The organism is Celeribacter halophilus (assembly GCF_018860305.1).
Lineage (GTDB): Bacteria > Pseudomonadota > Alphaproteobacteria > Rhodobacterales > Rhodobacteraceae > Celeribacter > Celeribacter halophilus_A.
In genome coordinates, this window is the sequence record NZ_JAHKPE010000021.1 from 93,463 (window position 1) to 119,247 (window position 25,785).

At 58.5% G+C, this 25,785-nt stretch carries 28 protein-coding genes and 1 tRNA gene; 10 read left to right on the top strand and 19 right to left on the bottom strand.

The genetic code is table 11. The features are described 5' to 3' along the window. Positions 1–23: 23 nt before the first annotated feature. The 6 genes from hpf to KO492_RS07960 form a co-directional block, all read right to left on the bottom strand. Positions 24–599 carry a ribosome hibernation-promoting factor, HPF/YfiA family gene (hpf, locus tag KO492_RS07935; RefSeq protein ID WP_066601069.1) on the bottom strand — a complete coding sequence of 192 codons (576 nt, stop codon included), beginning with the start codon at positions 597–599 and terminating at the stop codon, positions 24–26. A 246-nt stretch (positions 600–845) separates the two neighbouring features. Continuing rightward, the gene (gene lptB / locus KO492_RS07940) at positions 846–1,577 is read right to left on the bottom strand and encodes an LPS export ABC transporter ATP-binding protein (RefSeq protein ID WP_216044469.1); all 732 of its coding nucleotides are present in this window, start codon (positions 1,575–1,577) and stop codon (positions 846–848) included. Next, the gene (lptA, locus tag KO492_RS07945; RefSeq protein ID WP_436835699.1) at positions 1,577–2,071 is read right to left on the bottom strand and encodes a lipopolysaccharide transport periplasmic protein LptA; all 495 of its coding nucleotides are present in this window, start codon (positions 2,069–2,071) and stop codon (positions 1,577–1,579) included. Before lptA ends, lptB begins: the two co-directional genes overlap by 1 nt. 26 nt (positions 2,072–2,097) lie before the next feature. After that, on the bottom strand, positions 2,098–2,697 hold the full coding sequence (lptC, locus tag KO492_RS07950; RefSeq protein ID WP_216044470.1) for an LPS export ABC transporter periplasmic protein LptC: 600 nt from the start codon (positions 2,695–2,697) through the stop codon (positions 2,098–2,100). A gap of 9 nt (positions 2,698–2,706) precedes the next feature. Then, positions 2,707–3,669, bottom strand: coding sequence for a KpsF/GutQ family sugar-phosphate isomerase (locus KO492_RS07955; protein WP_216044471.1), 963 nt, complete (start codon positions 3,667–3,669; stop codon positions 2,707–2,709). 20 nt (positions 3,670–3,689) lie between these two features. Next, positions 3,690–4,301 carry a ribonuclease D gene (locus tag KO492_RS07960; RefSeq protein WP_216044472.1) on the bottom strand — a complete coding sequence of 204 codons (612 nt, stop codon included), beginning with the start codon at positions 4,299–4,301 and terminating at the stop codon, positions 3,690–3,692. A gap of 225 nt (positions 4,302–4,526) precedes the next feature. On the opposite strand from KO492_RS07960, the gene KO492_RS07965 reads away from it, so the two are divergent. The 4 genes from KO492_RS07965 (at position 4,527) to KO492_RS07980 (ending at position 8,171) form a co-directional block, all read left to right on the top strand. Then, positions 4,527–5,429, top strand: a complete 903-nt coding sequence (locus KO492_RS07965) for a siderophore ABC transporter substrate-binding protein (protein ID WP_216044473.1) — start codon at positions 4,527–4,529, stop codon at positions 5,427–5,429. Between the two features lie 6 nt (positions 5,430–5,435). Then, entirely contained in the window at positions 5,436–6,407 is a 972-nt protein-coding gene (locus KO492_RS07970) for an ABC transporter permease (protein WP_252735440.1), read from the top strand. A gap of 61 nt (positions 6,408–6,468) precedes the next feature. Next, positions 6,469–7,395, top strand: a complete 927-nt coding sequence (locus KO492_RS07975; protein ID WP_252735441.1) for an iron chelate uptake ABC transporter family permease subunit — start codon at positions 6,469–6,471, stop codon at positions 7,393–7,395. Then, positions 7,392–8,171, top strand: coding sequence for an iron ABC transporter ATP-binding protein (locus tag KO492_RS07980; RefSeq protein WP_216044475.1), 780 nt, complete (start codon positions 7,392–7,394; stop codon positions 8,169–8,171). The genes KO492_RS07975 and KO492_RS07980 overlap by 4 nt, the downstream gene beginning before the upstream one ends. 67 nt (positions 8,172–8,238) lie before the next feature. On the opposite strand, the gene KO492_RS07985 is transcribed toward KO492_RS07980, so the two are convergent. The 3 genes from KO492_RS07985 to KO492_RS07995 all read right to left on the bottom strand — a co-directional run bounded on the left by KO492_RS07985 (position 8,239) and on the right by KO492_RS07995 (position 11,349). After that, a complete protein-coding gene (locus tag KO492_RS07985) occupies positions 8,239–9,786 on the bottom strand; it encodes a tripartite tricarboxylate transporter permease (RefSeq protein WP_216044476.1) in 1,548 nt (515 codons plus the stop codon). Next, the gene (locus tag KO492_RS07990) at positions 9,787–10,275 is read right to left on the bottom strand and encodes a tripartite tricarboxylate transporter TctB family protein (RefSeq protein WP_216044477.1); all 489 of its coding nucleotides are present in this window, start codon (positions 10,273–10,275) and stop codon (positions 9,787–9,789) included. A 69-nt stretch (positions 10,276–10,344) separates the two neighbouring features. Beyond that, positions 10,345–11,349, bottom strand: coding sequence for a Bug family tripartite tricarboxylate transporter substrate binding protein (locus KO492_RS07995; RefSeq protein WP_216044478.1), 1,005 nt, complete (start codon positions 11,347–11,349; stop codon positions 10,345–10,347). Between the two features lie 250 nt (positions 11,350–11,599). Here KO492_RS07995 and KO492_RS08000 point away from each other — a divergent pair, with 250 nt between their 5' ends. Then, a complete protein-coding gene (locus tag KO492_RS08000) occupies positions 11,600–12,601 on the top strand; it encodes a Gfo/Idh/MocA family protein (protein ID WP_216044479.1) in 1,002 nt (333 codons plus the stop codon). Between the two features lie 75 nt (positions 12,602–12,676). On the opposite strand, the gene KO492_RS08005 is transcribed toward KO492_RS08000, so the two are convergent. The 5 genes from KO492_RS08005 to uxuA form a co-directional block, all read right to left on the bottom strand. Beyond that, complete coding sequence (locus KO492_RS08005) at positions 12,677–13,372, bottom strand: GntR family transcriptional regulator (protein ID WP_216044480.1); 696 nt, start codon at positions 13,370–13,372, stop codon at positions 12,677–12,679. 155 nt (positions 13,373–13,527) lie between these two features. After that, on the bottom strand, positions 13,528–14,835 hold the full coding sequence (locus tag KO492_RS08010) for a TRAP transporter large permease (RefSeq protein ID WP_216044481.1): 1,308 nt from the start codon (positions 14,833–14,835) through the stop codon (positions 13,528–13,530). Next, on the bottom strand, positions 14,832–15,326 hold the full coding sequence (locus tag KO492_RS08015) for a TRAP transporter small permease (protein ID WP_216044482.1): 495 nt from the start codon (positions 15,324–15,326) through the stop codon (positions 14,832–14,834). The genes KO492_RS08010 and KO492_RS08015 overlap by 4 nt, the downstream gene beginning before the upstream one ends. An 89-nt stretch (positions 15,327–15,415) precedes the next feature. After that, positions 15,416–16,417, bottom strand: a complete 1,002-nt coding sequence (locus KO492_RS08020; RefSeq protein WP_252735442.1) for a TRAP transporter substrate-binding protein — start codon at positions 16,415–16,417, stop codon at positions 15,416–15,418. A 227-nt stretch (positions 16,418–16,644) separates the two neighbouring features. Further along, positions 16,645–17,862, bottom strand: coding sequence for a mannonate dehydratase (gene uxuA, locus KO492_RS08025; protein WP_216044483.1), 1,218 nt, complete (start codon positions 17,860–17,862; stop codon positions 16,645–16,647). Positions 17,863–17,975: 113 nt separating this feature from the next. Here uxuA and KO492_RS08030 point away from each other — a divergent pair, with 113 nt between their 5' ends. Together KO492_RS08030 and KO492_RS08035 are read left to right on the top strand one after the other, a co-directional pair. Next, a complete protein-coding gene (locus tag KO492_RS08030) occupies positions 17,976–18,695 on the top strand; it encodes a GntR family transcriptional regulator (protein ID WP_252735443.1) in 720 nt (239 codons plus the stop codon). A 115-nt stretch (positions 18,696–18,810) separates the two neighbouring features. Then, positions 18,811–19,584, top strand: a complete 774-nt coding sequence (locus KO492_RS08035; RefSeq protein WP_216044484.1) for a pyrroline-5-carboxylate reductase — start codon at positions 18,811–18,813, stop codon at positions 19,582–19,584. A 101-nt stretch (positions 19,585–19,685) separates the two neighbouring features. On the opposite strand, the gene KO492_RS08040 is transcribed toward KO492_RS08035, so the two are convergent. The 4 genes from KO492_RS08040 to KO492_RS08055 form a co-directional block, all read right to left on the bottom strand. Further along, positions 19,686–19,761 (bottom strand) — tRNA-Thr (locus tag KO492_RS08040). Between the two features lie 68 nt (positions 19,762–19,829). Further along, positions 19,830–21,320 carry a heme biosynthesis protein HemY gene (locus KO492_RS08045; RefSeq protein WP_216044485.1) on the bottom strand — a complete coding sequence of 497 codons (1,491 nt, stop codon included), beginning with the start codon at positions 21,318–21,320 and terminating at the stop codon, positions 19,830–19,832. 14 nt (positions 21,321–21,334) lie between these two features. Next, on the bottom strand, positions 21,335–22,552 hold the full coding sequence (locus tag KO492_RS18885; RefSeq protein ID WP_216044486.1) for a COG4223 family protein: 1,218 nt from the start codon (positions 22,550–22,552) through the stop codon (positions 21,335–21,337). Between the two features lie 113 nt (positions 22,553–22,665). After that, positions 22,666–23,352 carry a uroporphyrinogen-III synthase gene (locus tag KO492_RS08055; protein ID WP_216044487.1) on the bottom strand — a complete coding sequence of 229 codons (687 nt, stop codon included), beginning with the start codon at positions 23,350–23,352 and terminating at the stop codon, positions 22,666–22,668. A 109-nt stretch (positions 23,353–23,461) separates the two neighbouring features. Here KO492_RS08055 and KO492_RS08060 point away from each other — a divergent pair, with 109 nt between their 5' ends. Genes KO492_RS08060 through KO492_RS08070 form a run of 3 tightly spaced genes read left to right on the top strand, consistent with a single transcriptional unit; the run spans position 23,462 to position 25,128 of the window. After that, on the top strand, positions 23,462–24,430 hold the full coding sequence (locus KO492_RS08060) for an NAD(P)H-dependent glycerol-3-phosphate dehydrogenase (RefSeq protein ID WP_216044488.1): 969 nt from the start codon (positions 23,462–23,464) through the stop codon (positions 24,428–24,430). Positions 24,431–24,433: 3 nt separating this feature from the next. Beyond that, entirely contained in the window at positions 24,434–24,709 is a 276-nt protein-coding gene (locus KO492_RS08065; RefSeq protein WP_216044489.1) for a YciI family protein, read from the top strand. Further along, the gene (locus KO492_RS08070; RefSeq protein WP_066601021.1) at positions 24,706–25,128 is read left to right on the top strand and encodes an EVE domain-containing protein; all 423 of its coding nucleotides are present in this window, start codon (positions 24,706–24,708) and stop codon (positions 25,126–25,128) included. Before KO492_RS08065 ends, KO492_RS08070 begins: the two co-directional genes overlap by 4 nt. Positions 25,129–25,391: 263 nt before the next feature. On the opposite strand, the gene KO492_RS08075 is transcribed toward KO492_RS08070, so the two are convergent. After that, positions 25,392–25,733, bottom strand: coding sequence for a DUF2853 family protein (locus KO492_RS08075; protein ID WP_216044490.1), 342 nt, complete (start codon positions 25,731–25,733; stop codon positions 25,392–25,394). Between the last annotated feature and the right edge of the window lie 52 nt (positions 25,734–25,785).

Here is a 25,785-nt window from a genome sequence, read left to right on the forward strand (position 1 = left end):
CCCGTCGAGGCGGGTCGGTTTCATTAAGTCGCGTCGTTAGGGTCAATCCAGCCGATATTCCCGTCAGGGCGGCGGTAGACCACGTTCACTCCAGTTTTTCCTTCCTTGCGGAACACAAGGACCGGAGCTTCGGCAAGTTCCATCTGCATCACAGCTTCCCCTACCGTCAGGGTCGGAATCGATGCCTCCATCTCGGCAATGATCATCGGCTGCAAGCTTTCGGGCTCTTGCTCGTCTTCATGCTCCGATGCGGCGAGGATATACTGGGAACCGCCGAAGAGTTCAACCGGCTCCGAACGCTCCTTGTGGTGGTCTTTCAACCGGCGCTTGTAGCGACGCAGTTGCTTGTCCATTTTCTCGGCGCAAGCATCAAAGGCAGCGTAAATTTCATGCGCACGCGCACTGGCTTGTGCTGTCAGGCCGGTCGACAAATGAACCACAGCCTCACAGCTGTATTCCGCCCCACTCTTGGAAAAAACGACATTCGCATCCGTCGGACGTTGTGCATATTTTTCCAGCACGGCGCCAAGCTCGGTTTTTACATGCGTTTGAAGCGCACTGCCGATGTCGATTTGTTTTCCGCTGATTTGGTACCGCATATGATACCTCCTTCTTTGTTCAGACCCGTCTTCCGACGCCTCCTCCGGCGTCCAAGAGTGGTCTTGGGGTTTTGTTTGAAGCGGGATGAGAATGCAAACGCTTGAGAGAGTGCCCAGACAGCTTGTCGGGGAGCTTTTCCGGCGCCTTGTGACGTCTACTAGTCGTGGCGCAGAGTGTCATTCTTACGTCATACATCTACTCTATTTGGCGTCAGAATCCGGGGGAATGTCAATCAAAACCCGCAGTTAAATCCGGAAATTGTCACCAAGGTAAACGCGCCGCACAGTTTCATCGGCAACAATGTCTTCCTTGCTGCCGGACATCAGAACGTGCCCGTCATGCAAAATATAGGCACGGTCGATAATTCCCAATGTTTCCTGCACGTTATGATCCGTAATCAAAACACCGATACCGCGGGTCTTGAGCGCGGAGACAAGCCCGCGAATTTCCGCCACCGCGATGGGGTCAACGCCGGCGAAAGGTTCGTCGAGCAGCACATAGGACGGATCAGACGCCAGACAGCGCGCGATTTCGACTCGCCGGCGCTCACCGCCAGACAGCGACAGGGCCGGTGCGCGCCGCAGGTGGGAAATGGAAAATTCGGAGAGGAGGTCTTCCAGCTTTTCGCGCCGTAAAAGCGGGTCGCTTTCGGAGACTTCGAGAATGGCAAGAATGTTGTCCTCGACGCAAAGGCCCCGAAAAACAGAGGCCTCCTGCGGCAGATAACCGACCCCGAGTTTCGCGCGGCGATACATTGGCAAGAGCGTAATATCGCGCCCGTCCACGATCACCTCGCCGCCCTCCGGCATAACGAGACCCGCGATGGAATAAAAACACGTTGTCTTACCGGAGCCGTTGGGGCCAAGCAAAGCCACCACTTCGCCGCGCTCAAGATCGAGAGAAACATCCCGGATCACGGTGCGCTTGCGATAGCCTTTGCGAAGATTGCGGACCTTGAGCCCCGAGGTGTCGCTCATCACTCTTTTCCGGATTGCAGGATCGTTTTCACACGTCCATCCATCCGCCCTGTGCCGGTGTTGAGATCAATCACCATGCGCTCGCCGGACAGGGCGCTATTTTCCTGTGTCAAAAGCACGTTGCCCGTAAGCACCACAGTGCCTGATTCGAGATCATATTCCGCACGCTGGGCCTCCGCCGCCTCACCCGCATTGGTGATCGTTACGCCACCAGAGGCCAAAAGTCGCGCAATCTCGCTGCTCTCGCTGGCATAGATCACTTCGACCGTCTGCGCCGAAAGTCGCATACTCCCCTGTCCGATGATGACATTGCCGGAAAACAACGCTTTTCCGGTGCCCTGATCCACGCTGAGCTGGTCGGAGGTCACCTCGATCGGCAGGCTGCTGTCATGTTTGAGGCCGCCGAACGCAATCTGCGTACCTTGGGCCTGCGCAGGCAGGTTAAAAAGGCCAAGCGTGCAAACCAGCGCGGCTGTGAAAGACATGGTACGAATGATTGTCACGGCAAAGTCCTCGAAAGTCAGGGCTGATATACCAGCTTTACACCGTCCTTGAAAACCAGAAGGTAGGCTTCTGTCTCGGCATCTTGTGAAATAACCATGGAACCCGCCGTCAAATCGCCCGCGGGGCCAATCGCATCAACGGTTCCGGGGCTTTCGATTTTCGAGATATCCAGCATCGTGGCGATCCGCTCGGAGGTGATCGTGTAGCCGGTTGAGGTTTCGATCTCGACATGGCCGGAAAGCTCGGCAACCTGACCGGATCCATCAATAACCCCATCGTCGGCCTTGAGCGTCACCGACCCGTTTCCGGGCAATCGAAGCGCGCCGCGAATCGTGGTGGAGTTAACCACATCTTCAGCGGAAAGATCGGGGCGCACCAGATCGGCAGAGATTTCAAGCTCGGCACCATCCTGCGTGACCGTGGCAAAGGCCGGCCCCTCGACACGTTGTTCGCGGGCCAGCGTTTCAATGTCGACATCCGCATAGGGAATGGAGAGATCGACCTCGCGCCCGCGCGCGAACAGGAAAAGCGTGGCCAGAATCGCCAGACTGCCCAAAGGCAGGGCAACTTTGGCAAATGCCACGAATTTTGAGTACCTGTTATCGAACCGCGCCATAAGGACGTCTTACACGACACCGGCGCGAAGGCAGTCCTGAATTTTCAAAATCCCGCAAGGCCGCCCGTCTTCGGCAGGATCCCGCACAAACAGACAGGTGATGGCGCGTTCATCCATACGCGCAACGGCTTTTTCGGCCAGCGCATCAGGAGAAATGGTCAGCGGGTCGGCGGTCATGATGTCGCCTGCTGTCTTTTCCAACAGTCCGTCGATATGGCGACGCAAGTCACCATCCGTAATGATCCCGCGCAGATGCCCTTCGGCATCGACAACACCGACCACACCGAAACCTTTCGCGGACACGACCGAAAGAGCCTCCCGCATCGGCGTGTCGGTGGGCACCAAGGGCATATCGCTGTGCATAAGGTCACGCACTTTTGTAAGCCGCGACCCGAGTTTGCCGCCCGGATGCAGCACACGGAAATGATCGGCGGTGAAGGCACGGTGTTCCATCAGCGCAATCGCCAAAGCATCGCCCAGCGCCAGCGTCATGGTGGTCGACGTGGTCGGCACGATGCCATGACCACAGGCTTCGGGCGCTTTGGGCAGGATAAGAGCCACATCACAGGCGCGGATCAGCGTGCTGTCGGGGTTGGACGCCACTCCGATCATCGGAATTTTAAACCGCCGCGTATAGGCAATGAGGTCGGCCAGTTCCGGCGTTTCACCGGAGTTGGAAAGGACAAGACAGATGTCGCCATCCCCGATCATGCCCAGATCCCCGTGGCTCGCCTCTGCCGGATGCACGAAATACGCAGGCGTTCCGGTGGATGCCAGAGTGGCGGCAATCTTGCGCGCGATATGGCCGGATTTGCCCATACCTGTGACAATGGTGCGGCCCTTCGCTGAAAGGACGGTCTCGATGGCTTTAGTGAATTCCTCACCAAGACTGTCGGACAAAAGGCCCAGAGCTTCGGCTTCTTGGGCAATCACCCGTTTCGCCGTGGACAGAAATGCGTCGGATTTGGTCATGTTTCGATCCTTAAAGGGCCTCAATGGGCGAAAATGTCAGTATCGGGCCAGCCTTCGAGATCCAGCTTGGCGCGGGTCGGCAGGAAATCGAAGCAGGATTGCGCGATCTCCATACGACCTTCGCGGACCAGCATCTCGTTCAACTTGTCCCGCAGCCGGTGCAGATAGAGAACATCGGACGCCGCATAGTCGAGTTGCGCCTTGGTCAGATCCCGCGCGCCCCAGTCGCTCATTTGCTGATACTTGGAAATATCCACTTTCAACAGCTGATCGAGCAGGTTTTTCAGCCCGTGCCGGTCGGTGAAGGTGCGCACGAGTTTCGATGCGATCTTGGTGCAATACACGGGCTCGGCCAAGGTGCCGAAGGTATGATACATCGCCGCAATGTCGAACCGCCCGAAATGGAACAACTTCAACACATCGGGATCGGCAAGCATTTTGCACAGGTTTGGTGCTTCTGTCTGTCCGCGTTCGATCTGGACCAGATGCGCATTCCCGTCGCCGCCGGACATTTGAACAAGGCAAAGACGGTCCCGATGCGGGTTCAACCCCATGGTTTCGCAATCAATGGCAACGACCGGCCCGAGGTCGAGATCGTCCGGAAGATCGTTTTTATAGAGAAAATTCGCCATCGCCATGCCCTTGCTCTGTCAAATGCATTGAAACAGGGTCTTAAGGCTTTGGCCCAGAAGGGGCAAGAGAGCTGGCTGTTTTCCGCATCCACGCGCGTTTTAGTGAACACGGGGTAAAACTTTATGCTTTTTGTCAGTTAAAACACTTGCTATCAACACGCCCGATATGACCGCGCGTCCAGCCGCCGCCAGACAACCGGTCTCCCAACAGCGAAAGAGATCGTCATGTTTGCTCATTTTGTCAGAGGCGCGGCCCTCGCCACTACCCTGTGTACGGCTGCGGCGGCCACCGAAATCACCACCATCTCCGGCCCTGTCACGGTCGAAGGCACCCCCGAAACAATCGTCACTTTTGATGTGGGCGCGCTTGATACACTGACCGCGCTGGGGGTTGATGTTGCAGGCCTCCCCGCACCCAACCGTGTTCCGGCTCTCGAAGGGCTTTATGACGGATCGCGCACAACTGTCGGCTCCTTGTTCGAGCCGGATTTCGAGCAGGTCTTTGCGCTCAAACCCGACCTGATCATCACAGGGACACGCACCCGCGATCAAATCGAACCACTCTCCAAAATTGCTCCCACTGTCGACTTCAGCCCGTTCTCCGAGGACATTGAAACCGTTGTGAAGACCCAGACACTGGAATTGGGTGCGCTGTTTGGCAAAGAAGACAAGGCCAACGCTCTGGTCGATCAGCTGCACAGCTCACTGGAGGAGCTGCGCGGTCTGACCAAGGATGCGGGCAAGGGTCTCGTCGTGATGACCAACGGGCCGAAAATTTCAGTCTTCGGGCCCGGTTCGCGCTTTGGCTGGGTCCATGACACGCTCGGCGTCGAGCCGCTTCTGGAAGATGTGGAGGCTCAAACTCACGGTGAGGCTGTCAGCTTCGAATTCCTGCACGACGTGAACCCCGACTGGCTGATCGTCTTCGACCGGACGCGTGCGGTCAATGCAGATGGGCCGAAAGCCGAAGAGACCCTCGACAACGAACTGGTCGCTGAAACCACCGCGATGCAAAAAGGTCAGGTGATCTATGTGCATCCCGCCGATTTCTACATTGCCACCACAGGGGTGCGCTCGCTTCAGGACACGGTGGACCAGTTCATCGAAGCCTTCAAGGACACGAAGTAAACGCGCATGAAATCGCCCGCACTGCATATGCTGCTCGCCTTGACGAGCCTTGTCATAATGGCGGCGCTGAGCCTCATGATCGGAGCCTCCGACATGAACCTCGGCGCGGTCATACGCGGTGAGGGCGATGATACGCTTATTTTTCTGGCCAGCCGCATCCCGCGCACGCTGGCCATCATTCTGACCGGCGTCTCTATGGCCATCTCGGGTCTGATCTTTCAGATGCTCACGCGCAACAAATTCGTCGAACCCGCCACGGCAGGCACCGCCGAAAGCGCGGGGCTCGGCCTTTTGATCGCCATTGCATTTTTCCCCGCAGCGCCCTTGCTGGTTAAAATGTCCATCGCCGCGCTCTGTGCGATTGCGGGCACGCTTTTGTTCCTGCGCATCCTTGACCGCCTCCCGCCGCATGAGCCTCTTCTCGTGCCCTTGGTGGGCTTGATGCTGGGCGGGGTGATCGGCGCGGTGGCGACTTTTTTCGCTTATCAGGCGGATCTTTTGCAATATCTCGGCATCTGGACCACAGGCGAGTTTTCCGGCGTTCTGCGAGGGCGTTACGAGCTTTTGTGGATCACAGGCATACTGGCTCTGATCGGGTATCTTTACGCGGATCAGTTTTCGATCATGGGGATGGGGCGTGATGTGTCGATCACGCTCGGTCTTGACCACCGCACGGTGATGTGGATCGGGCTGATCATCGTGTCTGTCACCACCGCCGTTGTCGTCGTCACAGTCGGTGCGATCCCGTTTCTCGGCCTGATCGTGCCAAATATTGTCAGCCGCATCATGGGCGACAACCTACGCGCCGCCGTGCCGTGGGCCGCCAGCCTTGGTGCAGGGGCGCTATTGTTGTGCGACATCATCGGTCGGGTTATCCGCCAGCCATATGAAATCCCGATTGGCACAATTTTCGGCGTGGTCGGGGCCGCTGTCTTCCTCTACCTCCTGCTCGGACGTCAAAGCCATGCCGTCCGATAGCGCCCTCCCCCACAGCACAGTGTTCAAACCACGTTTGTCTCAACAGACAAAGCGTCTGACCATGTTGGCTCTGCTTGCCGTTTTCGCAATCGGGCTCTTTCTCACGTTAGGCGTGCCATCCGGCGCATGGGAATTTGCTCTGAGCTTTCGGGCAGGCAAGCTTGCAGGGCTGATCCTTGTGGCCTTTGCCATCGCCACCTCGACTCAGCTTTTTCACGCCGCTACACGAAACCAGATTCTGACCCCTGCCATCATGGGCTTTGACGCGCTCTATATGATGATCCAGACCCTTCTGGTCTTCGGGCTGGGCTCTATGGCGATGCTGGATATCGATCCGATGACCAAATTCGCCGCCGAGACCTTTGTCATGATGGCCTTCTCTACCGGCCTTTTTCTCTGGCTTTTCACAGCGAAATCCCGCGATTTGCACCTGCTGGTGCTGGTCGGGATCATCTTTGGCACACTGTTCCGCAGCCTCTCGAATTTCATCGCGCGCATGATCGACCCCAATGAATTTGTTGTCGTGCAAGGCGCGATGTTTGCACGGTTCAATTCCGTGAATACCGATCTGTTATGGGTCGCGATTGCCCTCACCGCGCTCACCCTGCCGGTGCTCTGGCACATGCGGCACCAGTTCGACGTGCTGGCTCTGGGGCGCGAAACCGCGATTGGCTTGGGCCTGCACTACCGGCGCGTGATGCTCGCCGCTTTTGCCATGATCGGCTTGCTTGTATCGGTCTCCACCGCTCTTGTCGGGCCTGTGACCTTTTTTGGTCTGCTGGTCGTGCATCTGGCCTATCGCCTTTTGCCCGGCGCACGTTTTGCGCCAACCCTCCTCGCCAGCTCCCTCGTTGCCATAGTCACGCTGGTGGGCGGGCAGGCCATTTATGAGCATGTTCTGGGGCTACAAGGCACACTGTCCGTGGTGATCGACGCGCTCGGAGGCATCACCTTTCTCTACCTTCTGCTCAAAGGAGTCAGACGATGATCGAAATCTCGAATGTGAGCCACAACATCGACGGCGCGCCGATCCTTAGCGATATATCCCTGACGATTCCGCGCGGCGGAATAACGGCTCTAATCGGGCCGAACGGGGCGGGGAAATCTACGTTGTTGTCGTTGATTGCGCGGTTGGTTCGGCTGCAAAGCGGGGCGATCACAGTGGACGGGGCGGATGTCTCGACGACGCCCACGGATGCCCTCGCACGCAAACTTTCAATCCTGCGTCAGGACAATTCCGTCGCCGCGCGGCTGACCGTGGCCGACCTCGTGGGCTTTGGCCGCTACCCACATCACAAGGGCCGCCCCGCGCCGGAGGATCATGCGCTCGTCGATCATGCGCTTGAGATGATGGGGCTGACACAGCTGCGCGACCGCTTCCTCGACGAACTGTCCGGCGGTCAGCGCCAACGCGCCTATGTGGCGATGGTGCTGGCACAGGACACGGATTATGTCCTTTTGGATGAACCACTTAACAACCTCGACATGAAACACGCCCGCGAGATGATGGAACGCCTGAAAACGGCGGCCTCACAGGGCAAAAGCTTTGTCATCGTCGTGCATGACATCAACTTTGCCGCCGCCTATGCCGACCTGATCGTGGCGCTCAAAGACGGGCGGGTCCACTCGCTTGGCACCCCTGCCGAGATCGTCACCCGCCCCAGACTGGGCGAAGTCTTCGACCTCGATATTGTCGTGGAAACCGTGGGGGGCCACCCGCTTGCACTCCACCAGATCGCCCCGCCCCCACAAACGGGGACGTGAACGAATAAGGCCGCAAAAGCCCGTCTGCAACACGTCGGACTTATGTCGGATACTTGTCGGGCAAAAATCAGGCCGGCGGCGAGGTGTCGTCAGACCCCTGCTCCGCCACAACAGCCACCGGAGCGCGACGCTTGCGCAGCGCTTTGACGATCGAAACGGTCCAGATCAACAGCACACAAATCCCCAAACCGGCAGCAATAGGACGCTCGAAGAACGCCAGAAGATCTCCGTTCGACTTGATCATCGAGGTCATGAACATGCGCTCGAACATCGGACCGAGCACGAGACCCAAAATGATCGGAGCCACAGGCACACCGTTCTCTTCGAGAATCCAGCCCGTCACACCCATCCCGAGCATGATGACAATGCCGAATACGGAATTGGTCATGGCAAAGGCCCCGACAATGCACAGGCTCATGATGATCGGCAGCAACACCCGCGACGGCACGCGCAACGCCTGTTTGGCGAGCTTCACCGCCCCCCAGCCCAGCGGCACCATCATCAGCGTGGTCAGCACAAAGATGATGAACACGGCGTAAATCAACTGCGGGTTTTGCAGGAACACGGTCGGGCCGGGATTCATGCCCTTCATATAAAGCACACCGATGACGATAGCGGTCACGCTGTCGCCGGGAATGCCGAACACCAGCGCGGGAATCCACGACCCGCCAATCGCGGCGTTGTTCCCTGCGGAGGCATCCACCAACCCCTCGACATGACCGGTGCCGTATTTCTCGGGCGTCTTGGAAAACTTCTTGGACACCGCATAGGACATCCATGCGGCGATATCAGCCCCCGCGCCGGGCAACGCACCAATCAGCACGCCCATAAGAGAGCCGCGCACCACATTGGTCGGGTGACGCCGGATAATGCCGCCGACCCCTTTGAACAGCGGACCTGGGTTCTTCGGCATGTTGATCGGCGCGGTGCCGCCGTGCAGACGGATCATCCCGCGCATGACCTCGGCCAGTGCGAAAAGACCGATCATCGCCGGAATGAACTCGATACCCGCCAGCAGGTTCGTCTGGCCAAAGGTGAAACGCGGCACGCCGGTCGTCGGATCAAGACCGACCGTGGCCAGAGCAAGCCCCAGCAAAAGCGCAATCGCTGCTTTCAAAGGGTCGCTGGATGCCACGAAAATGGCGCAGGACAGGCCCATCGTCGCCAGCCAGAAATATTCATAAGAGGTGAAACGCAGGGCAAATTCCGCCAGCAGCGGCGCAGCGATGACCAGCACGGCAATGCCGATCAACCCGCCGATGCAGGACACAATCAGATTGACGCCCAGCGCCTCGTTCATCCGCCCGCGCATGGTCAGCCGGTAGCTGTCCTCGACATAGGCGGCGGAGGCGGGTGTGCCCGGAATACGCAGCAAGGCACCGGGAATATCTCCGGCAAAGATCGCCATGCCACTTGCGGACACAATGGCGGCCAGTGCCGGAATCGGGTCCATAAAGAAGGTCAGAGGCACCAGAAGCGCGGTCGCCATCGTGGCGGTCAGGCCCGGCATCGCCCCGACAAACAGACCGAATGTTCCGGCCAGAAGTGCGGTCAGAAGCACTTCGGGGGTGAGCACCAGATCCAGCGCCTGAAGAATGATGTCAAAACTGCCCATTTAGAGAACCCCCTCAAGCAATCCACGCGGCAAAGGCACGCGCAACAGACCGGCAAACATCCACCAACAGACCAGAGTGACGGCAAGGGCGAGAATGAATGATTTCACGAATGACAGACGCAACAGGAGAAAGAGAACACAAAGCCCGACGAGGGAGACGGGCAGAAACCCGATGCCCGGAGCCAGAAAAATCTGCGCGAGGATATTGCCGAGAACAGCGAGAAGCGCGGGTGTGCCGCCGTTTTTCAGGTCAGACACAAAGGAAAATATGGGCCGACTGACGCCGTCCGGCGCGGGAAGGCGGCGTACCCTGACATCACGCAGCACCAGAAGCCCGCCCGAAAGCACGAAGCCTACAGCGAGAATCGAGGGCAGAAAGGAGGCCCCGTAGGGCTGGCCCTGAAAACTGGGGAATTGCGATGCCATCCATAGCATCACGCCTCCGAACAAGATGAAAAAGCCACCCAATAAGGCGTCGGTAAGTTTCATGGCACCCTCGCATCGAAAGGGCGACCGGACCTTGATGATCCGGTCGCACGGCCTTTTGGATTTCGTCGATTACATGGGTTTCTGGATGAGACCGGCTGCGGCCATTGTCTCGCCCATCAGCGCGTCAGCCTCTGCCATCATTTTCCCGTGTGCCGCCGGATCAAGGTAGGAGATGTTGAACCCGCGACCGTTCATGAACTCGACAAATTCGGGATCAACCGCGATCTCGGCCAGTGCTGCGGACACCTTATCGGCGGCCTCCTGCGGCATGTCTTTCGGGCCACAAATCCCGCGCCATGTTGCCAGTGCGAAATCGGCAGCGCCGGTTTCGATGAGTGTCGGCACATCCGGATGGCTCGCTGCGCGTTCGGAGCCCATCAGCGCGATGTTGAGGGCACGGCCCGCATCCACCATTGCTTTGGTTTCGGCCAGAGAGACGGTGACAATATCGACACCACCGGCGATGAGATCCTGCATCGCGGGGGCGGAGCCTTCGGAGGGCACCCATGTGACGTGGTTGCCTTCGAGGCCCAGAGACTTGAGCCAGCCGACCAGAGCCAGATGCCAGATGCCGCCTTGCGATGTGCCGGAGGCCTTGAAGGTGCCCGGTTCGGAATTGACCACGGCTTCGGTGAGGCTCTGGATGTCTTTGTAGTCGCTCTTGGCGGAAACGGTGATCGCGGGGCTGTCCGCATTCATCAGGCCGAGCGGGGTGTAATCCTCATAGGTCAGCTCGGTCAGGCCGAGGTGGTGCATCATGGCGATTTCGACCGTGACCACGCCGAGAGTGTAGCCGTCGTTGGGTGCGGTGGCGATGGCCGAGTGGCCGATGACGCCTGCGCCGCCTGTGCGGTTGACCACGTTGAAGGGCTGGCCAAGGCGGCGTTCCAGCAGGGCTGCGATCATGCGGCCCGTGGCATCCGTGCCGCCGCCTGCGCCCCAAGGCACAATCATCGTCACCGGACGCGTCGGGTAGTCCGCCGCCCAGCCGGGACCGGCCATCAGAGCCAGAGCAGAGACCGTTGCGGCCCCCTTCATGAAACCGCGACGCGAGGTTTTGTAAAAATTAGTCATGTAGTCCTCCCAATGAACTGAAACCCCACAAGGGGTCGCATGGTCCCATCGATTGGGTCTCACCCGCCCGATTCGACCTATGTAGAATGTTGGGCCCAAAGCTCCTCCTCCGGACACAACCGTCATCATATCACACATCCGGTTTTCGATCCGTCACGTGATATTTGTCTGAATTTGTAACCGGTGGACTTGATTTGTCAATACTAGTATCCTAGTTGGGCGCAAGGAAATTTTCAGGAGACAATCAGGGATGGCTTACGAAACGCTAAAGGTCGCCGTGGCGGGTGCAGGGGCGATCAGCCAGTTCCATCTGAAAGGATGGCAGGCGCAAAACGGTGTCGAACTGGTGGCGATTTGCGATCCTGATGGTGAAAAGGCACAGGAGCAGGCGGATGCTTTCGGGATTCCGCGGGTTTTCTCCGACATGGGGCAGATGCTGGACGCGGTGCAGCCCGATGCGGTGGACATCATCACCCCTGTCAACAGCCACGCCCCGCTGGTGCGTCTTGCGGCGGATCATGGTGTACATGTGATGTGCCAGAAACCCATGACCCCCACCGTGGCCGAGGCCGAATCCCTGATCAAAGATGTGGGTGAGCGGGTGCGGTTCATGATTCACGAAAACTACCGGTTCCGCCCGCATTACGCCGAACTGGCCCAACGGATGCGGGCCGGAGAGGTTGGCCGCTTGCGCCATGCACGGCTCACAGTGCGCGCCTCTGCGGTTCTGGACTATCCGGGCAAGGTGCCTTTCCTGCTCAACCGCCAACCCTACCTCGCCGACTTCCGTCGCCTGTTGGTGTTTGAAGTGCTGATCCACCACCTCGATGCGCTGCGCGCAATTCTGGGCGAAATGACTGTTATCAATGCGACTCTCGACCGGATGAACCCCGACCTCAAGGGTGAGGATGTGGCTCTAATCCAGCTCAAAACAGATGACGGCGCCCTTGTGCTTATCGACGCAGACATCGCCGCGCCCGGCCACCCGCCGCTGCCGACTGACCGGCTTGAACTGCTCGGAGAAATCGACACGGTGATCTATGACAAAGACCGGATCACGCGGCTCTCGGAGCCGGACAACGTGTCTCTGCATGATCTCACGGCCAATTATCAGGCCTGTTTCACAGGGGCGGTCACGGATTTCACAGAAGGGCTGCGCACCGGACGCGCGTTCCGGACCGACCGGCTGGACAACCTGAAAACCCTGCGTCTGATGGAAAGCATCTATCGCGCCGCAGGTGTCGAAATCTGACACGCGCCAATCAGGCACAAATCGCCGAACATCGCCTGCGGGCGGGCGCTACCTCCCACGGGAGGCAAAGCCCGCTCAGCGGCGGCTGTCACTCTCGAAATAGGCTGCGTTCTGCTCCCTGATCCGCTCGATCGTCGAATCGAGACGCGACAAATGGAGCTTTCCGGCGGTGACCGCTTCCTCCGGCTCGCCTGCAATGACATGGCGGGCAATGGTCTCGTGATCTTCGATCAAAAGCGGCATCCGGTTTTCTTTTTCAAGACCGAGCATGCAAAGCCTGTCGACCTTGGATTTCTCCGCACGAATGACATCGAAGGCAAAGTCGGCGCCGCTGATATCACAGAGCAATTTGTGAAAGTTGTAATCCATCGAAGCGAAGGAATCGTAGTCGCAATTCTCCAGCGCCGCACGCTGTTCGGCCAGCGCGGCCTCAAGGGCAGCCGCGTCTTTGGCGTCACAGCGGGCCGCAGCACGGCGCAGCACTTCGGCCTCCACGGCAGCGCGGATAAAGCGGGACTTTTCAATCGAGCGTGTGGAGAAGCGTTTGATCTCCGTCGCCTTCTGCGGACGAATAACCAGAAGGTCCATATTGGCCAAACGGGTGAAGGCATCACGCACGGGCTGACGCGACACCCCGAACCGCGCGGCGATTTCCGCTTCGGAAATTTTCGTGCCAGGCAGCAGTTTAAGCGAAATGATTTCCTCGTAGAGGTGATCTGTTACCACATCTACGCCGGTGCGACGGTCCCAGTTTGTATTCAGATCTGCCATTCGTCTCGCTCTTTGTTGCTTCGCGCACAATAGGGGTAGAGTGCCATAAGTTCCAGTTCCTTGACCCCGCCTGACACACGCATTTGCTCATGCGGCCTATGCAGTTTCGGGCGGTCGCGCTTTGCAACCGCCCGCCTTCTCCGTCAAGACGCCGGTCAGACCGCTCCGGGCATCAGTTTACGCGGCAACCACAGGGCAAGTTCGGGGAACAGGATCACCAGCAAGAGGATGATCAGCATCGGGAACAGGATGATCACAACATCACGCAGCACTTTGACCACGTTGATCTCCCCGATGGCCGCCGAGATCAGAAGACAAAGCCCGTAAGGCGGTGTCACCAACCCGAAGGCCAGAGAGATAATCCCGATGATTGCGAAGGTGACCGGATGGATTCCGGCGCTTGCGGCCACAGGCATCAGGACCGTGCCAAGAATGATGATCGTCGGGATCGCGTCGATGAACAGCCCGAAGAGCAAAAAGAGCAAGGCAATGACAAGCCCTGTGCCGAAGGGGCCTGCATCAAGCATGGTCATCCAGCCCACGATCAGACTTGGCACTTTGTAGAAGGCCAGAAGCCAGCCAAAGGCCGTTGCCGTGCCGATGGCGAAAAGCGAGATGGAGGCGAAACGTCCCGTGTCATAGAAGATTTCGCCCAACTGCCGGAAGCTGACCGTGCGGTAGACGAACAGGCCGAGGATCATGGAATAGAAGGCGGCGATGATGGCGCTTTCGGTCGGGGTCACGATGCCGCCGATGATGCCGCCGACCACGAAGACGGGGGTAAGCAACGCAAGGATCGCGCCACGCAACGCGACCCAGAAGCTGGCCAATGTCGGGCGGTCGCTGATCGGGTAGCCGTAGACCTTGGCATAACCATAGACGGTTGCGAGCAACGCGCCGCCGATCATCAGCCCAGGAATGGCACCGGCAAGAAACAGCCCGCCGACGGAGATCTGCATAACCCCGCCCCAGACCACCATGAGGATGCTCGGCGGGATGATCACGCCCATGACAGAGGAACAGGCGGTGATCGCAACGGCAAAGCGCAGATCGAAACCCTCGCGCTTCATCGCGGGGATAAGGATTTTGCCACAGCCCGCCGCATCTGCGGTGGAGGAGCCGGAAATGCCCGCAAACAGCATGGAGACCATAACATTCACATGCCCCAGACCGCCCGGCATCCAGCCAGTGAGCACACGGGCCAGATTGATGAGCTTGTCGGTGATCTTGCCGGAGTTCATCAGGTTGGCGGCCAGCAGGAAAAACGGCACAGCCAGAAGGATGAAGGAATTATAGGACTGGAACATACGGTCCAGCAGGATGAAAGGGGTCAGCCGCAGGTCCAGCACCACGACGGGCACGGTGGCGAGGCCGAGCGCAAAGGCAACGGGCACGCGCAGCATGACAAGGAGAAGAAAGCAGCCCACGAGGATCGCGCAGGCCATTCCGGTTGAAACGATCATGCTGCGGCGCTCCTTGCGTTGCGGAAATTGGCAATCACCTGCGAGAGGCGGTAGCTTGCAAAGACGGCCCAGACAGCGCCCGCGATGGGGACCGACACATGGGTGACGAACATATTGGCGTTCATCATCACCGAATGCTGGAGTGCGCCGAATTTTGCGTAGGCGACACCATACCATGCAAACATGATGCCAAAAGCGATCAACAGGACGAGGACAAAGCCGTTCTGGATCAGCGTGCCGAGGGGAGAGGTTGCGTCAGGAAGCACCAGCACCGCGAAATGGGTACCGTCCCAGACGGCGATCATGGATCCGATCATCACGACCCAGACAAAGATAAAGGTCGCCAGTTCTTCGGTCCACAAATAGACCGGAATGACGCCGGTGTAGCGGGCGAGAACCTGTGCGGCGACCGGAATGGCCAGCGCCATGGTGAGGAGTGCGATCACGACTCTCAGGCCACGGCAGAACTGTTCGAGAAATATACCAATCATGTGTTGTGCCTATTCTTTCTGCGCGAGAAAGCGCGAAGGACAAAACGAAAATGCCGGGAGCGATACTCCCGGCATTTCAGATATGCGCCTTATTTGCTGCGGATCGCAGCCAGCAGCTCGTTCGCTCCAAGCTCCGCGGCGTAGGCGTCCTGCACGGGTTGGACGATTTCGAGCATCTGGTCACGGCCCTCGAACTCGCTCACCGTGATCTGGCCGGCGTCAATCATCTGTTGCAGCTTCTCGCCATCCTCGCGGCTTTCGAGGTCGCGACCGAAGGCACCGGCCTTGGCACCGGCGTCAAGCACCACCTGTTGCAGGTCTTCCGGCAGTTTGCGGAAGGTCTTGCCGCTCATCACCACAGGACGCACCGTGATCGTGTGCTTGGTCAGGGTGACGTTCGGGGCGACTTCGTAGAACTTGAGGTTCTGGATGGAGGCCGCTTCGTTCTCGAACCCTGCGATCACGCCGGTCTGGATGGCGTTATAGACCTCGTTATAGGCAATGGCCGACGGGGCCGCGCCCAGCGCCGAAAAGATTTTCGCCTGAATAGGTGCGCCCATCACGCGCATCTTGTGGCCGGACAGGTCGTCCATATTGGCGATGGCACCATCCGACACAAGGTTCCGCGTGCCACCGCCCGCATAACCGATCACCTTGATGTCGGCCTTCTCGTAAAGCTCGTCTTCTAACGGCGACAACACATCTGAGGACAGCACCGCGTTCCAGTGATCGAGATCACGGAACAAAAACGGCATATCCATCAGAGGAATCGACGGGGAGAACACGGCCATATTGGCCGGTGCCATCACCGCATAATCCACGGCGACACCCTGTTGAAGGAAGGTCACGAAATCGCTTTCGTCGCCCAATTCCCCGTTCAGGTGCATCTCGAAATCGACATCCCCGTCATAATTTTCCGAAACCAGCCGCTCGAATTCGCGCAGCGTCTTGGTATAGGCATGTTCCTCGTCAAACATGCTGGCCCCGCGCAGGGTGATTTCTGCGGATGCTGCTCCGAGCATTCCCACCGTCAGAGTGGCGGCAAGTCCGACAGCCTTGGCTGCGGCGCGTGTAGGTGTCTTGAATTTCATGGTTTTCCTCCCTTTGAAAGTCTCACAAAGAGCCGCTTGCCGTTCCTCCCCGACATTTACGGCCCCCTCACAGGTCACCCTAATATAAAAGAATACTAGTCTACCAGTTTTAATTTTCCCTTTTTCACATTCGCATCTTTGAAGCAATCGCGGCCTCGCGCGCGGCACAGGCAATGCACTCCGACAATGCGCCAGTCACCGGATCTGACGATCAAGACGCGGCAAGGTCATCGGACGGTCCCTTCCGTGCTATGGCTCAGGGCCGCGATGATGCCGCGAAGTTCGGCCAGACCCTTGAGCCGCCCGATTGCGGGGTAGCCCGGCTGCGTCTGGCGGGTCAGGTCGTCGAGGATATTCTGCCCGTGATCGGGCCGGAACGGGATAGAGCAATCCGCCCGCCCCGCCGCACGCCGCTTGCGCTCCTCGCGCAAAACAGCGGCGACCAAAGCCACCATATCCGTGCCACCGCCAAGATGTTCGGCCTCGTGAAAACTGTTCACCTCGGCCTCGCCTTCGACCCGAACATTGCGCAAATGCAGGAAATGCACACGATCACCAAGCCGCTCCATCATCCCCGGAAGATCATTGACCAGCCGCGCACCAAGCGAGCCCGAGCAGAGGGTGATACCGTTCGCAGGCAGGTCCACCGCCTCGACAAGAGCGCGATAGTCTGCCTCTGTTGACATGATGCGCGGCAGGCCCAAAAGCGGGAACGGCGGATCGTCAGGATGACAGCACAAACGCAGGCCGAGGTCTTGGGCGACAGGCGCAACTTCGGTCAGGAAGTCCGCCAAATTGCGGCGAAGACAGTCGGGCGCGATATTGTCATAGACAGCAAGCCGTGCGCGAAATTCGTCAAGGCTCAGGTGTTCGGCGGCACCGGGCAGGCCGCTGACAATGTTGCGGGCCAGTGCCTCACAATCTGCGGGCGTCATCGCAGCATGGCGGCGGGCGGCCTCCTCCACCACCTCCTCGGTGAAACTTTCCGCCGCGCCGGAGCGTTGCAGAATGTGAATGTCGAAGGCTGCAAAATCATAAAGGTCAAACCGCATACAGGTCGCACCATTCGGCAGGCGATGGGCGAGATCGGTGCGCGTCCAATCGATCAGAGGCATGAAATTGTAGCACACCACCTCGATACCCGCCTCGGCCAGATTTCGCAGGCTATCTTTGTAGTTTGTTATGTGATCTTTCCAAGCACCACTCTGGCGCTTGATGTCTTCGGAAACGGGCAGGCTTTCAACCACCTCCCATGCCAGACCCGAAGGCAATCCATCCTGCATAAGACCCACTTCGGCCTGACGGCGGGCGATGGCCTCCGGCGTCCAGACCTCTCCGGGCGGGATGTGATGTAGGGCGGAAACGATGCCTTCGACACCGGCCTGACGAACATCATCGGTCTTGATCGGATCCTCTGGCCCGAACCAGCGCCACGTTTGTCGCATGTCACCCCCCTCCCCTGTTGTCCCGTTGTGCCGACGATATTTTCACAGCTTGCATGAATTCTACTAGTATGGAAGTATACCAGTTATCAAATATCCATGCGAAAGGACACAGGTTGAGACCGCTCATTCCGATCTCGGACACGCCAGAAGGGGCCGTCTCCTTACAAGTCTGCGCCCGTATCCGTGACCAAATTATTCGCGGATCACTCGTGCCCGCACAGCGGCTTTCGGAAACGGAGGTGGCAAGCTCCTTTGACGTGTCCCGCCAACCGGTGCGCGAAGCCTTTATCCGGCTGACTGCCGAAGGGTTGCTTGAAATCCGCCCGCAACGCGGCACCTATGTGCGCCGGATTTCGGTCGCATCAGCCCTGACCACGCGACTGATCCGCGAGGCGGTCGAAGTCGAACTGATCCGCATGCTGATCCCGCGCATCACCGCCGCGGATATAGAGAGCCTGCGCCAACAGATCGCGCAACAGGAAGACGTGGCAACCAAGGGATCGCCTGCCGATTTCATCCTGCTGGACGAGGCCTTTCACCGCCATCTGGCCGAGGCCGCCGGTGCGCCGGATGTGTCCGACTATCTTGAGGCGCTGAATGTGCAGATGAACCGCGTGCGCAACATGACCGTGCGCGAATTTGCCCCAGACATTCTGGTGGCGCAGCATCGCACCATCGTGGATGCGCTGGAAGCAGGTGACGCGGAAGCGGCAGAGACCGCGATCCGGCGACATTTGCGCCAATTCAACATTGATCTGCCGACCATTGTGGCGAGCTACCCTGACTATTTCAAAGACACGGACGTCCTGACATCCCATGACACAACACCCTAATCCCGCGCGTCTGGCCCAGACCGAGGGTAGGACTATGACGCGGACCTGCCTGATAACTGGCCTTCGCACCTGCGTTCAGGTAGCCAAAGAGAAATGAACAGGATGGAGAGACGCAATGAAAATCGGATTTATCGGCACGGGCACCATTTCAGAAGCGGTGATTACCGGCATGATGAAAGCCGGTCTCAAGATTGACGAGATCATTGTCTCTGCGCGGAGCCGGAAAACCTCGGCCGATCTGGCAGCGCGCTATAGCTGTGTGAGCATCTGTGAGGACAATCAGGACATCATTGACCAAAGCGACCTGCTCTTCCTCGCCGTCCTGCCGCAGGTCGCGGAAGAGGTCATCGCCCCGCTGACATTCCGCGCCGATCAGGAAGTCTGTAGCCTCATCGCCACGATCCCTGTCGAAAAGATCACCGCTTGGGGTGGCGAGGTTGCCCGCATCACCCGTGCCGTGCCTTTGCCGCCGGTCGCCGAGTTGAACGGAATCACCGTGCTATCCGGCCCGTCCGAACGCGTGGAGATGATCTTCAACGCGCTGGGCGGCGCCATCGTGACAAAATCCCTGCGCGAATTCGACGCCTACACCGTTCCCGGATCAAGCATGGGGCTGTATTTCGGCATTCAGGAACTCATCGCGGACTGGATCAAGGATCAAGGCGGCGACCGTCAGGAAGCCCGCCGCTTCATCGCCAGCCTCTTTGCCGCCCTGTCGCGCACTGCGGAACAGAGCGAAGACAGCTTCTCCGTCCTGCGCTCGGAACACTCCACCCCCGGCGGGCTCAACGAACAGATGTTCCGCGTCTTTTGCGGCTCTGGCGGGAAGGATGCGCTGAACGACGCCATGAACGCCGTAGCCGACCGCATCACCAAAGCGCGCAGTTAACTTTTGGCGTTTGGCGGCGGGTCCGAACGGTTATGGGTCCGTCGCAGACAAGCCTGCGACAGCGGTATGCGTGGTGGGGTTTGGTCTGAAGGGGGAAGAAGTGGTGCCGGTGATAGGACTCGAACCTACGACCCCATCATTACGAATGACGTGCTCTACCAGCTGAGCTACACCGGCACTCTTGCCGAAAGCCTCGCTTCCGGCGTGAGCGGGTCTTTAGCACCCTCTGCAAAGAGTGTGTAGCCCTAATTTGCACCCTTTGCATTTTCCTCTTCGTCAACGGGCGTCACGTCGACCAAGGTCGGGGCATTTTCCACGTCTTCGACCTCTTCCGCCTCGTCACTTTCCACCGGTTCCGGCATTGCGCCGACGATCATCGGGAGCATTTCGGTGCCGGACGGCATGGCCACTTCGGAGTGAGTCGGTTTGCGCCAGCTCAGGGTGTCAAACCCGCCACACTGGTCACAGACAGGGGCCCATTCCGAATGGATCGTCTGGCAATTGTCACAGACCCATTGCGGGCCACGCGGTGCGGTCAGGGCGCGGGTCAGCCAGCCACGCACGACGACATCTTCGGCCCCTTCGCCACGCTCGATGGCGGCGAGGATGGTGAGGCTTCGTGCGGTCGGGTTGATTTCGGCCAGATCGCCCAAGGCGCGGCGTGCGGCAGGAAAGTCCTCGGCGGCGATATAGAGTTCCGCCTGAAGCATTTTGCTTTCCGGATTTTCAGGATGCACCTTGGTCAAAGCCATGAAACGTTTGATCCGTTGTGCGGGCGTTTCGTCCGGCTCGATTCGCGCGAAAGCGGCGGCGAGATCGGGATGCGGTTGCGCTTCCCATGCCTTTTTGATGACGCGTGTCGCCTGACGTTTCTTGCCTTCGGCCACATATTCGTCACAGGCCATGACCGCCGCAGGAATGAGATCGGGGGATTTCTTGTTGGCCTCGATCGCCGCCTCACGTGCTTCGATGGGAGCGCCCTCTTCGAAGACACCTTTGGCTTGGGACAGGGCCAGAACCGCGTCACGGCGTTTGTGCACATCGCGCGGGATGGCCCCGTGTTTGAGCTTGGCCGAAAGGGTCGAACGCGCGGCGGACCAGTCGCCTTTTTCGGCCTGAAGCCGCAAAAGAATGTCCTGCGTCTCAACATGTTTCGGCTTCAACGCAAAAGCTTTTTCCGCCAGTTTAAGCGCCGTTGCCGTGTCGCCCTCCTCAAGCTTTTGCTTCATGATGCCCTGAACGCCGACGAAACGGGTGCGCTCGTCCGCGACGAGTTGCTTGAAAGCGCGTTCTGCCGTGCGTTTGTCACCATTCATCACGGCGGCTTGCGCCTTGAGAAGGTTGGTCAGCTCCGGCTTCTGGAGGTATTTTTCCGCCTTGGCCGCTTTCGACAACGCCAAACGCCCGTCCCCCGTGGCCAAGGCCATCATGCCGTCGGTGACAGCTTCGATACCCTTTTTCTCACGGTTGCGGTCGAAATAGCGCGAGATGGCCGTCTCGTCGCCCAGCAGGAATTTGACCAGCGCGACCAGCAGGCCCAAGAGTTTCAGCGCCACATAAATCGCGACGATCAAGGCGACCAGCGCCAGCACCGCTTTGAACGGCGTCAGAGTGATTTCATAATTTCCAAAAGCGATCTGTGCGCCGCCCTGGGTTTCCATCAACACCGTGCCGCCATAGGCCAGTGCTGCGACAAGAACGACGAAAACAACGATTTTTACGAGAGACCAAAGCATATTTTTCGCCTTCCTTACCGACCAAGAAATTCATCAAGGGCGATCATCACATCTACCCGTTTCTGCGCCTGTGCGATCCAGTCCTGCATCTCGGCCTTGCCTGCGTCCGGCAAGAGATCAAGCGTGGCAATCGCCTCGGCAAAGAGACCGTCGCGCACGGATTGTTCGGCGCGTGACAGAACAGCATCCGCATCATCCCCCTCTTTCGGCGTGGTGGATCTCAAGCCGATCTGGGTTTGCAAGGCGGTCTGGAACCAGTTCTGTTCACCGGCTTCATAAGCGGCCCGCGAAGATGCGACCAAAGCCGCACGCGCCGCGTCCGAATAGCTTTCCTGAAGGGCGGAAACACTCGGGATTCCTCCCTCTGCTGCAAGTTTCAACGCCTCGGGAATGTCATCTCCGAACTCGGACAGCACACTGTCGAACGGTTCACCCGCATCAACACGCGTCTGGAGGCGTGATTTTGCGGTGGCAATGCGCGCCGCGGTTTCTTCCGCAACGGCTTGTTCCTTGGCCTCTTCCAGCCGTGCAATCTCGCTATCCAGCAAGTCCTGCATTTGCGCGAGTTGACGTTCGTAAGCGGCGGTGGCTTCGGGCGATACAATCGCCTCGGCAACAGGGCGGGCCTCAATTTCGGTCATGCGGGCCTCAAAACCCGCAATTTGTTCTGCAATTTCGTCCAGCTTCGCAATATCATCGCGCGTGGCAAACTTGGTCTCAAACTCGCTCCGAAGATCGGTCAGTGCGGCGGTTTGCGCTGCGGCGCTGCCTTCTGTGGCGGACTTGATCTCGGCAAGCTGCCCCTCAAGCGCGGAGATCTGTTGCTCCAGCTCTTGCGTGTTCGCACCCGGAAACGGCCAGCCCTCAGGCTTCAGGAATTGCGCACCCGCATAGCCCAGTGCGACACAAACCACACCGCCCAGAACCATCGGAACAAAGCCGCCGCGTTTGACCACCTGCGTTACAGGCTGAGTAACAGGCGGCGTTTCGGGGGCTTCGGGCTCGGTAGGTTCTACAGCTTCTTCTACCGCTTCGGCCTCTGTCTCTTCCGGCGCAGGCGCGTCGCTGTCATCCGCGTCCGTCTCGGCACTCGGGGTTTCATCGTCGGACACCTCTGGTGTCTCGGCGGAGTCTTCTGTCGCTTCGGGTGAAGTCAGGTCAGGCTCCGGTGTCACCGCTTCTTCTTCGGCTGCAACATCCTGGGCCTGTGTGTTTTCCGTTTCTACACTCACAGCGTCCTGAGAAGTTTTCTTGTCACCTGACACGAGACCTACCTTTCGAATCCAAAACCCATTTGCACAATCACAGCAGAAGCCTAGTCCCTGTGACCTTCCCCCTCAAGCGGCTATCTTGCCAGATGCGACGCAATAGCCCGCACCATAGCCTGCCCGTCAGGACGTTCAAGGCAGATGCCGCTAACAGGCGTAATACCCGACCAGCCATCCAGACAGGCTTGCGACAGACCAATCAGCGACACATCCCCAGCGAAGCCCTGCAGGTTTTCCGCCGCAAGTCTGGCGGATCTCGGAGAGTAGAGCGGCAAGAGGAGATGCGACTGCGCATGGATGTTCTGCCGTTCTGCCTCGCTCCATCTCCGTGGCACTTGCTCATAGACCACGCGTGATTTCGTCTCTAATCCAGCCGAACTCAAGCGATCGGAGACATTACCGCGCGTATGTCGTCCATGAAGGTGCAGCGCGCGCTTTCCCTTGTGCTCTGCCAAATCAGTGACCAGCGCCTCCGCATCGGGATAGACCGCACAGACCCTATGCCCACGCGCCTGCGCCGCCGCTCGCGTGGCATCGCCCACGCAATAGACCGGCAGACCGAGACAGGCATCCGCCGCAGGAACCGCGTGACGTGAGGTCAGCAAGAGATAATCGAAAGACATATCCGGCAGATCAAACGACGTCGCGCAAATTTGCATCACAGGTGCGATCAGGACACGCAGATCGGGAACACACCGCTCCAGTTCCTGCGATAGGCGCTGCGCATCATCTTTCGGGCGCGTGATCAGAACGGTTGGGGGCAATAGCGGTCTCGGGATTGTCTGGCTCTTGTTAGAATGATACCTCCCAGACACAGATTGAACAACGTCTGCGGATGACCGGTCATCGAATAACCGTGGGGAGACACAGGTCGTGAATGAGATTTCGGTCCTTGGTGCCGGTGCTTTTGGGACAGCTCTGGCGATTTCTCTGGCGCAGTCCGGACGCAAAGTCACGCTTTGGGCGCGCTCTGCCGAGGCCGCGACCGCGATGCAAAAGCAACGTGAAAATGCCCTGCGCCTGCCCGGCAAGCCATTTCCCGAACCGCTCGACGTTACCTCCGATCTGGCGATGGCGACTGCGGCGCCGATCCTGTTGCTTGCTGTCCCCATGCAGCAACTCGCGCGTTTTTCAGAGGAAAATAAGGCCCAATTCCAGCAGAAAACACTTGTGTCATGTTGCAAGGGCGTGGACCTGAAAACCGGACGCGGGCCGATTGCCGTGTTGGAAGACACGGCGCCCGATGCGACCGTCGCCATTTTGTCCGGCCCTTCCTTTGCGGTGGATATTGCCGACGGGCTGCCCACAGCCCTCACCCTTGCCACGCGGGACAAAACCGTTGCGGTCACGCTTCAGACACGGCTGAGCACCGATAACATTCGCCTCTATACCAGCCTTGATCCCGTGGGGGTGGAGTTTGGCGGTGCGCTCAAGAATGTCATTGCCATCGCTTGCGGTCTGGCCATCGGTGCCGGATTTGGCGAAAGCGCGCGTGCGGCCTTGATGACACGGGGGTTTGCCGAGATGCAGCGTCTCGCCGTCAAACAAGGGGCCGATCCCATGACACTTGCCGGATTGTCGGGCTTTGGCGATCTTGTGCTGACCTGCACCTCTGAAAAATCGCGCAACTATTCGCACGGGCTGAAACTTGGACGCGGGGTGGAAATCGACCCCTCCGTGACCGTCGAAGGTGTCGCGACAGCAAAAGCCGTTGCGCATCTGTCCGCGACGCTTGGCGTTGATATGCCGATCACTACCGCTGTGACCCAAATCCTGAACGGAAACCTGTCCATTTCCGAAACTGTGGAGCTTCTGCTCTCTCGACCATTGAAAAGGGAATAACTTATGAAATTCGCGATCATTGCGACCGACAAACCTGACAGCCTGCAAGTGCGGCTCGACACACGTCCCGATCATGTCAACTATCTCAAAACCTGCGGTGTTGTGGAACAGGCCGGCGCGTTGCTGAACGAGGCTGGTGATATGTATGGGTCTTTGGTTATCATCGACGTGGAAGATAAAGCAGCTGCGCAGGAATGGGCCGCAAATGATCCCTACGCAAAGGCGGGGCTTTTTGCGGATGTGCGAATCGAGGCTTGGAATCGGGTGATTGGCGGATGAATTACTGGCTTTTCAAATCAGAAGCGGAAGTGTGGTCCTGGGATCAGCAGGTCGCCAAGGGCGAAGCTGGCGAGGAATGGGACGGCGTGCGCAACTATCAGGCACGCAACAACATGCGCGCCATGAAGCTCGGAGACCGCGGGTTCTTTTATCATTCCCGCAAGGAAACCGAGATTGTCGGGATCGTCGAAGTCTGTGCCGAAGCGCATCCGGACAGCAAGGCCAATGACCCGCGTTGGGAATGTGTGGACATCAAGGCCGTGCGCCCCTTCACCAAACCTGTGACCCTTGCCATGTGTAAGGAAGATCACCGCCTCAAGGATATGGTTCTGGTGAACAACAGCCGTCTGTCGGTCCAGCCCGTGACCGAAGAGGAATGGAAGATCGTCTGCGAACTTGGCGAAACCGATCCGTCCTGATTTTAAGAAAATAAAAGGAGGGTCCCGACCCCCCGGGACCCTCCACCACCCCACGTGCTCCCAAGCACCGCACGTGTTCGAATATCTGGGTCCGGGCCATCCTAGTCCGTGATCTCACCTTAGCGGATTGGGCGATTCCGCACAAATCAGAAGTAATTCGCATTGAAAGTGAATTGGAAACTTCTGTTTAACCCGCGCGCACAACCGGACACACAAAAGCCGCCCCCGATGAGAGAGGCGGCTTTTTATCATGGGCTGATATATCAGCTATAAACAGCTTCTTTGCCGAAGTGCTTAACCAGCAGATAGTAGAAAACAGCGCGGTATTTGTTGCGCTCGGATTTTCCATAGGTCTCGATCACGGAATTGATCGCATCCATCAGTTCGGGACCGTCGGCAAGGCCAAGTTTTTTGATGAGGAAGTTGTTTTTAACCGTTTCCAGTTCGCTTTCCTGAGACGATGCCACAGTGGACGCATCGTCATTGTAGATCGCGGGGCCACAGCCGATGGTTACCTTGGTCAAAAGATCCATATCCGGCTCCATGCCGCATTTGGTTTTCAGGTCCTCGGCATATTTGGCGATAAGCTCGTCACGTTTTCCCATTTTATTCTCCCAACATTCAAAGGGTTACAAGGCTCAACTCAAAGCCTCGAAA

Coding starts and splice junctions, on each gene's coding strand:
- hpf (WP_066601069.1), bottom strand. CDS start 599: ATGCGGTACCAAATCAGCGGAAAACAAATCGACATCGGCAGTGCGCTT.
- lptB (WP_216044469.1), bottom strand. CDS start 1,577: ATGAGCGACACCTCGGGGCTCAAGGTCCGCAATCTTCGCAAAGGCTAT.
- lptC (WP_216044470.1), bottom strand. CDS start 2,697: ATGGCGCGGTTCGATAACAGGTACTCAAAATTCGTGGCATTTGCCAAA.
- KO492_RS07955 (WP_216044471.1), bottom strand. CDS start 3,669: ATGACCAAATCCGACGCATTTCTGTCCACGGCGAAACGGGTGATTGCC.
- KO492_RS07960 (WP_216044472.1), bottom strand. CDS start 4,301: ATGGCGAATTTTCTCTATAAAAACGATCTTCCGGACGATCTCGACCTC.
- KO492_RS07965 (WP_216044473.1), top strand. CDS start 4,527: ATGTTTGCTCATTTTGTCAGAGGCGCGGCCCTCGCCACTACCCTGTGT.
- KO492_RS07970 (WP_252735440.1), top strand. CDS start 5,436: ATGAAATCGCCCGCACTGCATATGCTGCTCGCCTTGACGAGCCTTGTC.
- KO492_RS07975 (WP_252735441.1), top strand. CDS start 6,469: ATGTTGGCTCTGCTTGCCGTTTTCGCAATCGGGCTCTTTCTCACGTTA.
- KO492_RS07980 (WP_216044475.1), top strand. CDS start 7,392: ATGATCGAAATCTCGAATGTGAGCCACAACATCGACGGCGCGCCGATC.
- KO492_RS07985 (WP_216044476.1), bottom strand. CDS start 9,786: ATGGGCAGTTTTGACATCATTCTTCAGGCGCTGGATCTGGTGCTCACC.
- KO492_RS07990 (WP_216044477.1), bottom strand. CDS start 10,275: ATGAAACTTACCGACGCCTTATTGGGTGGCTTTTTCATCTTGTTCGGA.
- KO492_RS07995 (WP_216044478.1), bottom strand. CDS start 11,349: ATGACTAATTTTTACAAAACCTCGCGTCGCGGTTTCATGAAGGGGGCC.
- KO492_RS08000 (WP_216044479.1), top strand. CDS start 11,600: ATGGCTTACGAAACGCTAAAGGTCGCCGTGGCGGGTGCAGGGGCGATC.
- KO492_RS08005 (WP_216044480.1), bottom strand. CDS start 13,372: ATGGCAGATCTGAATACAAACTGGGACCGTCGCACCGGCGTAGATGTG.
- KO492_RS08010 (WP_216044481.1), bottom strand. CDS start 14,835: ATGATCGTTTCAACCGGAATGGCCTGCGCGATCCTCGTGGGCTGCTTT.
- KO492_RS08015 (WP_216044482.1), bottom strand. CDS start 15,326: ATGATTGGTATATTTCTCGAACAGTTCTGCCGTGGCCTGAGAGTCGTG.
- KO492_RS08020 (WP_252735442.1), bottom strand. CDS start 16,417: ATGAAATTCAAGACACCTACACGCGCCGCAGCCAAGGCTGTCGGACTT.
- uxuA (WP_216044483.1), bottom strand. CDS start 17,862: ATGCGACAAACGTGGCGCTGGTTCGGGCCAGAGGATCCGATCAAGACC.
- KO492_RS08035 (WP_216044484.1), top strand. CDS start 18,811: ATGAAAATCGGATTTATCGGCACGGGCACCATTTCAGAAGCGGTGATT.
- KO492_RS08045 (WP_216044485.1), bottom strand. CDS start 21,320: ATGCTTTGGTCTCTCGTAAAAATCGTTGTTTTCGTCGTTCTTGTCGCA.
- KO492_RS08065 (WP_216044489.1), top strand. CDS start 24,434: ATGAAATTCGCGATCATTGCGACCGACAAACCTGACAGCCTGCAAGTG.
- KO492_RS08070 (WP_066601021.1), top strand. CDS start 24,706: ATGAATTACTGGCTTTTCAAATCAGAAGCGGAAGTGTGGTCCTGGGAT.
- KO492_RS08075 (WP_216044490.1), bottom strand. CDS start 25,733: ATGGGAAAACGTGACGAGCTTATCGCCAAATATGCCGAGGACCTGAAA.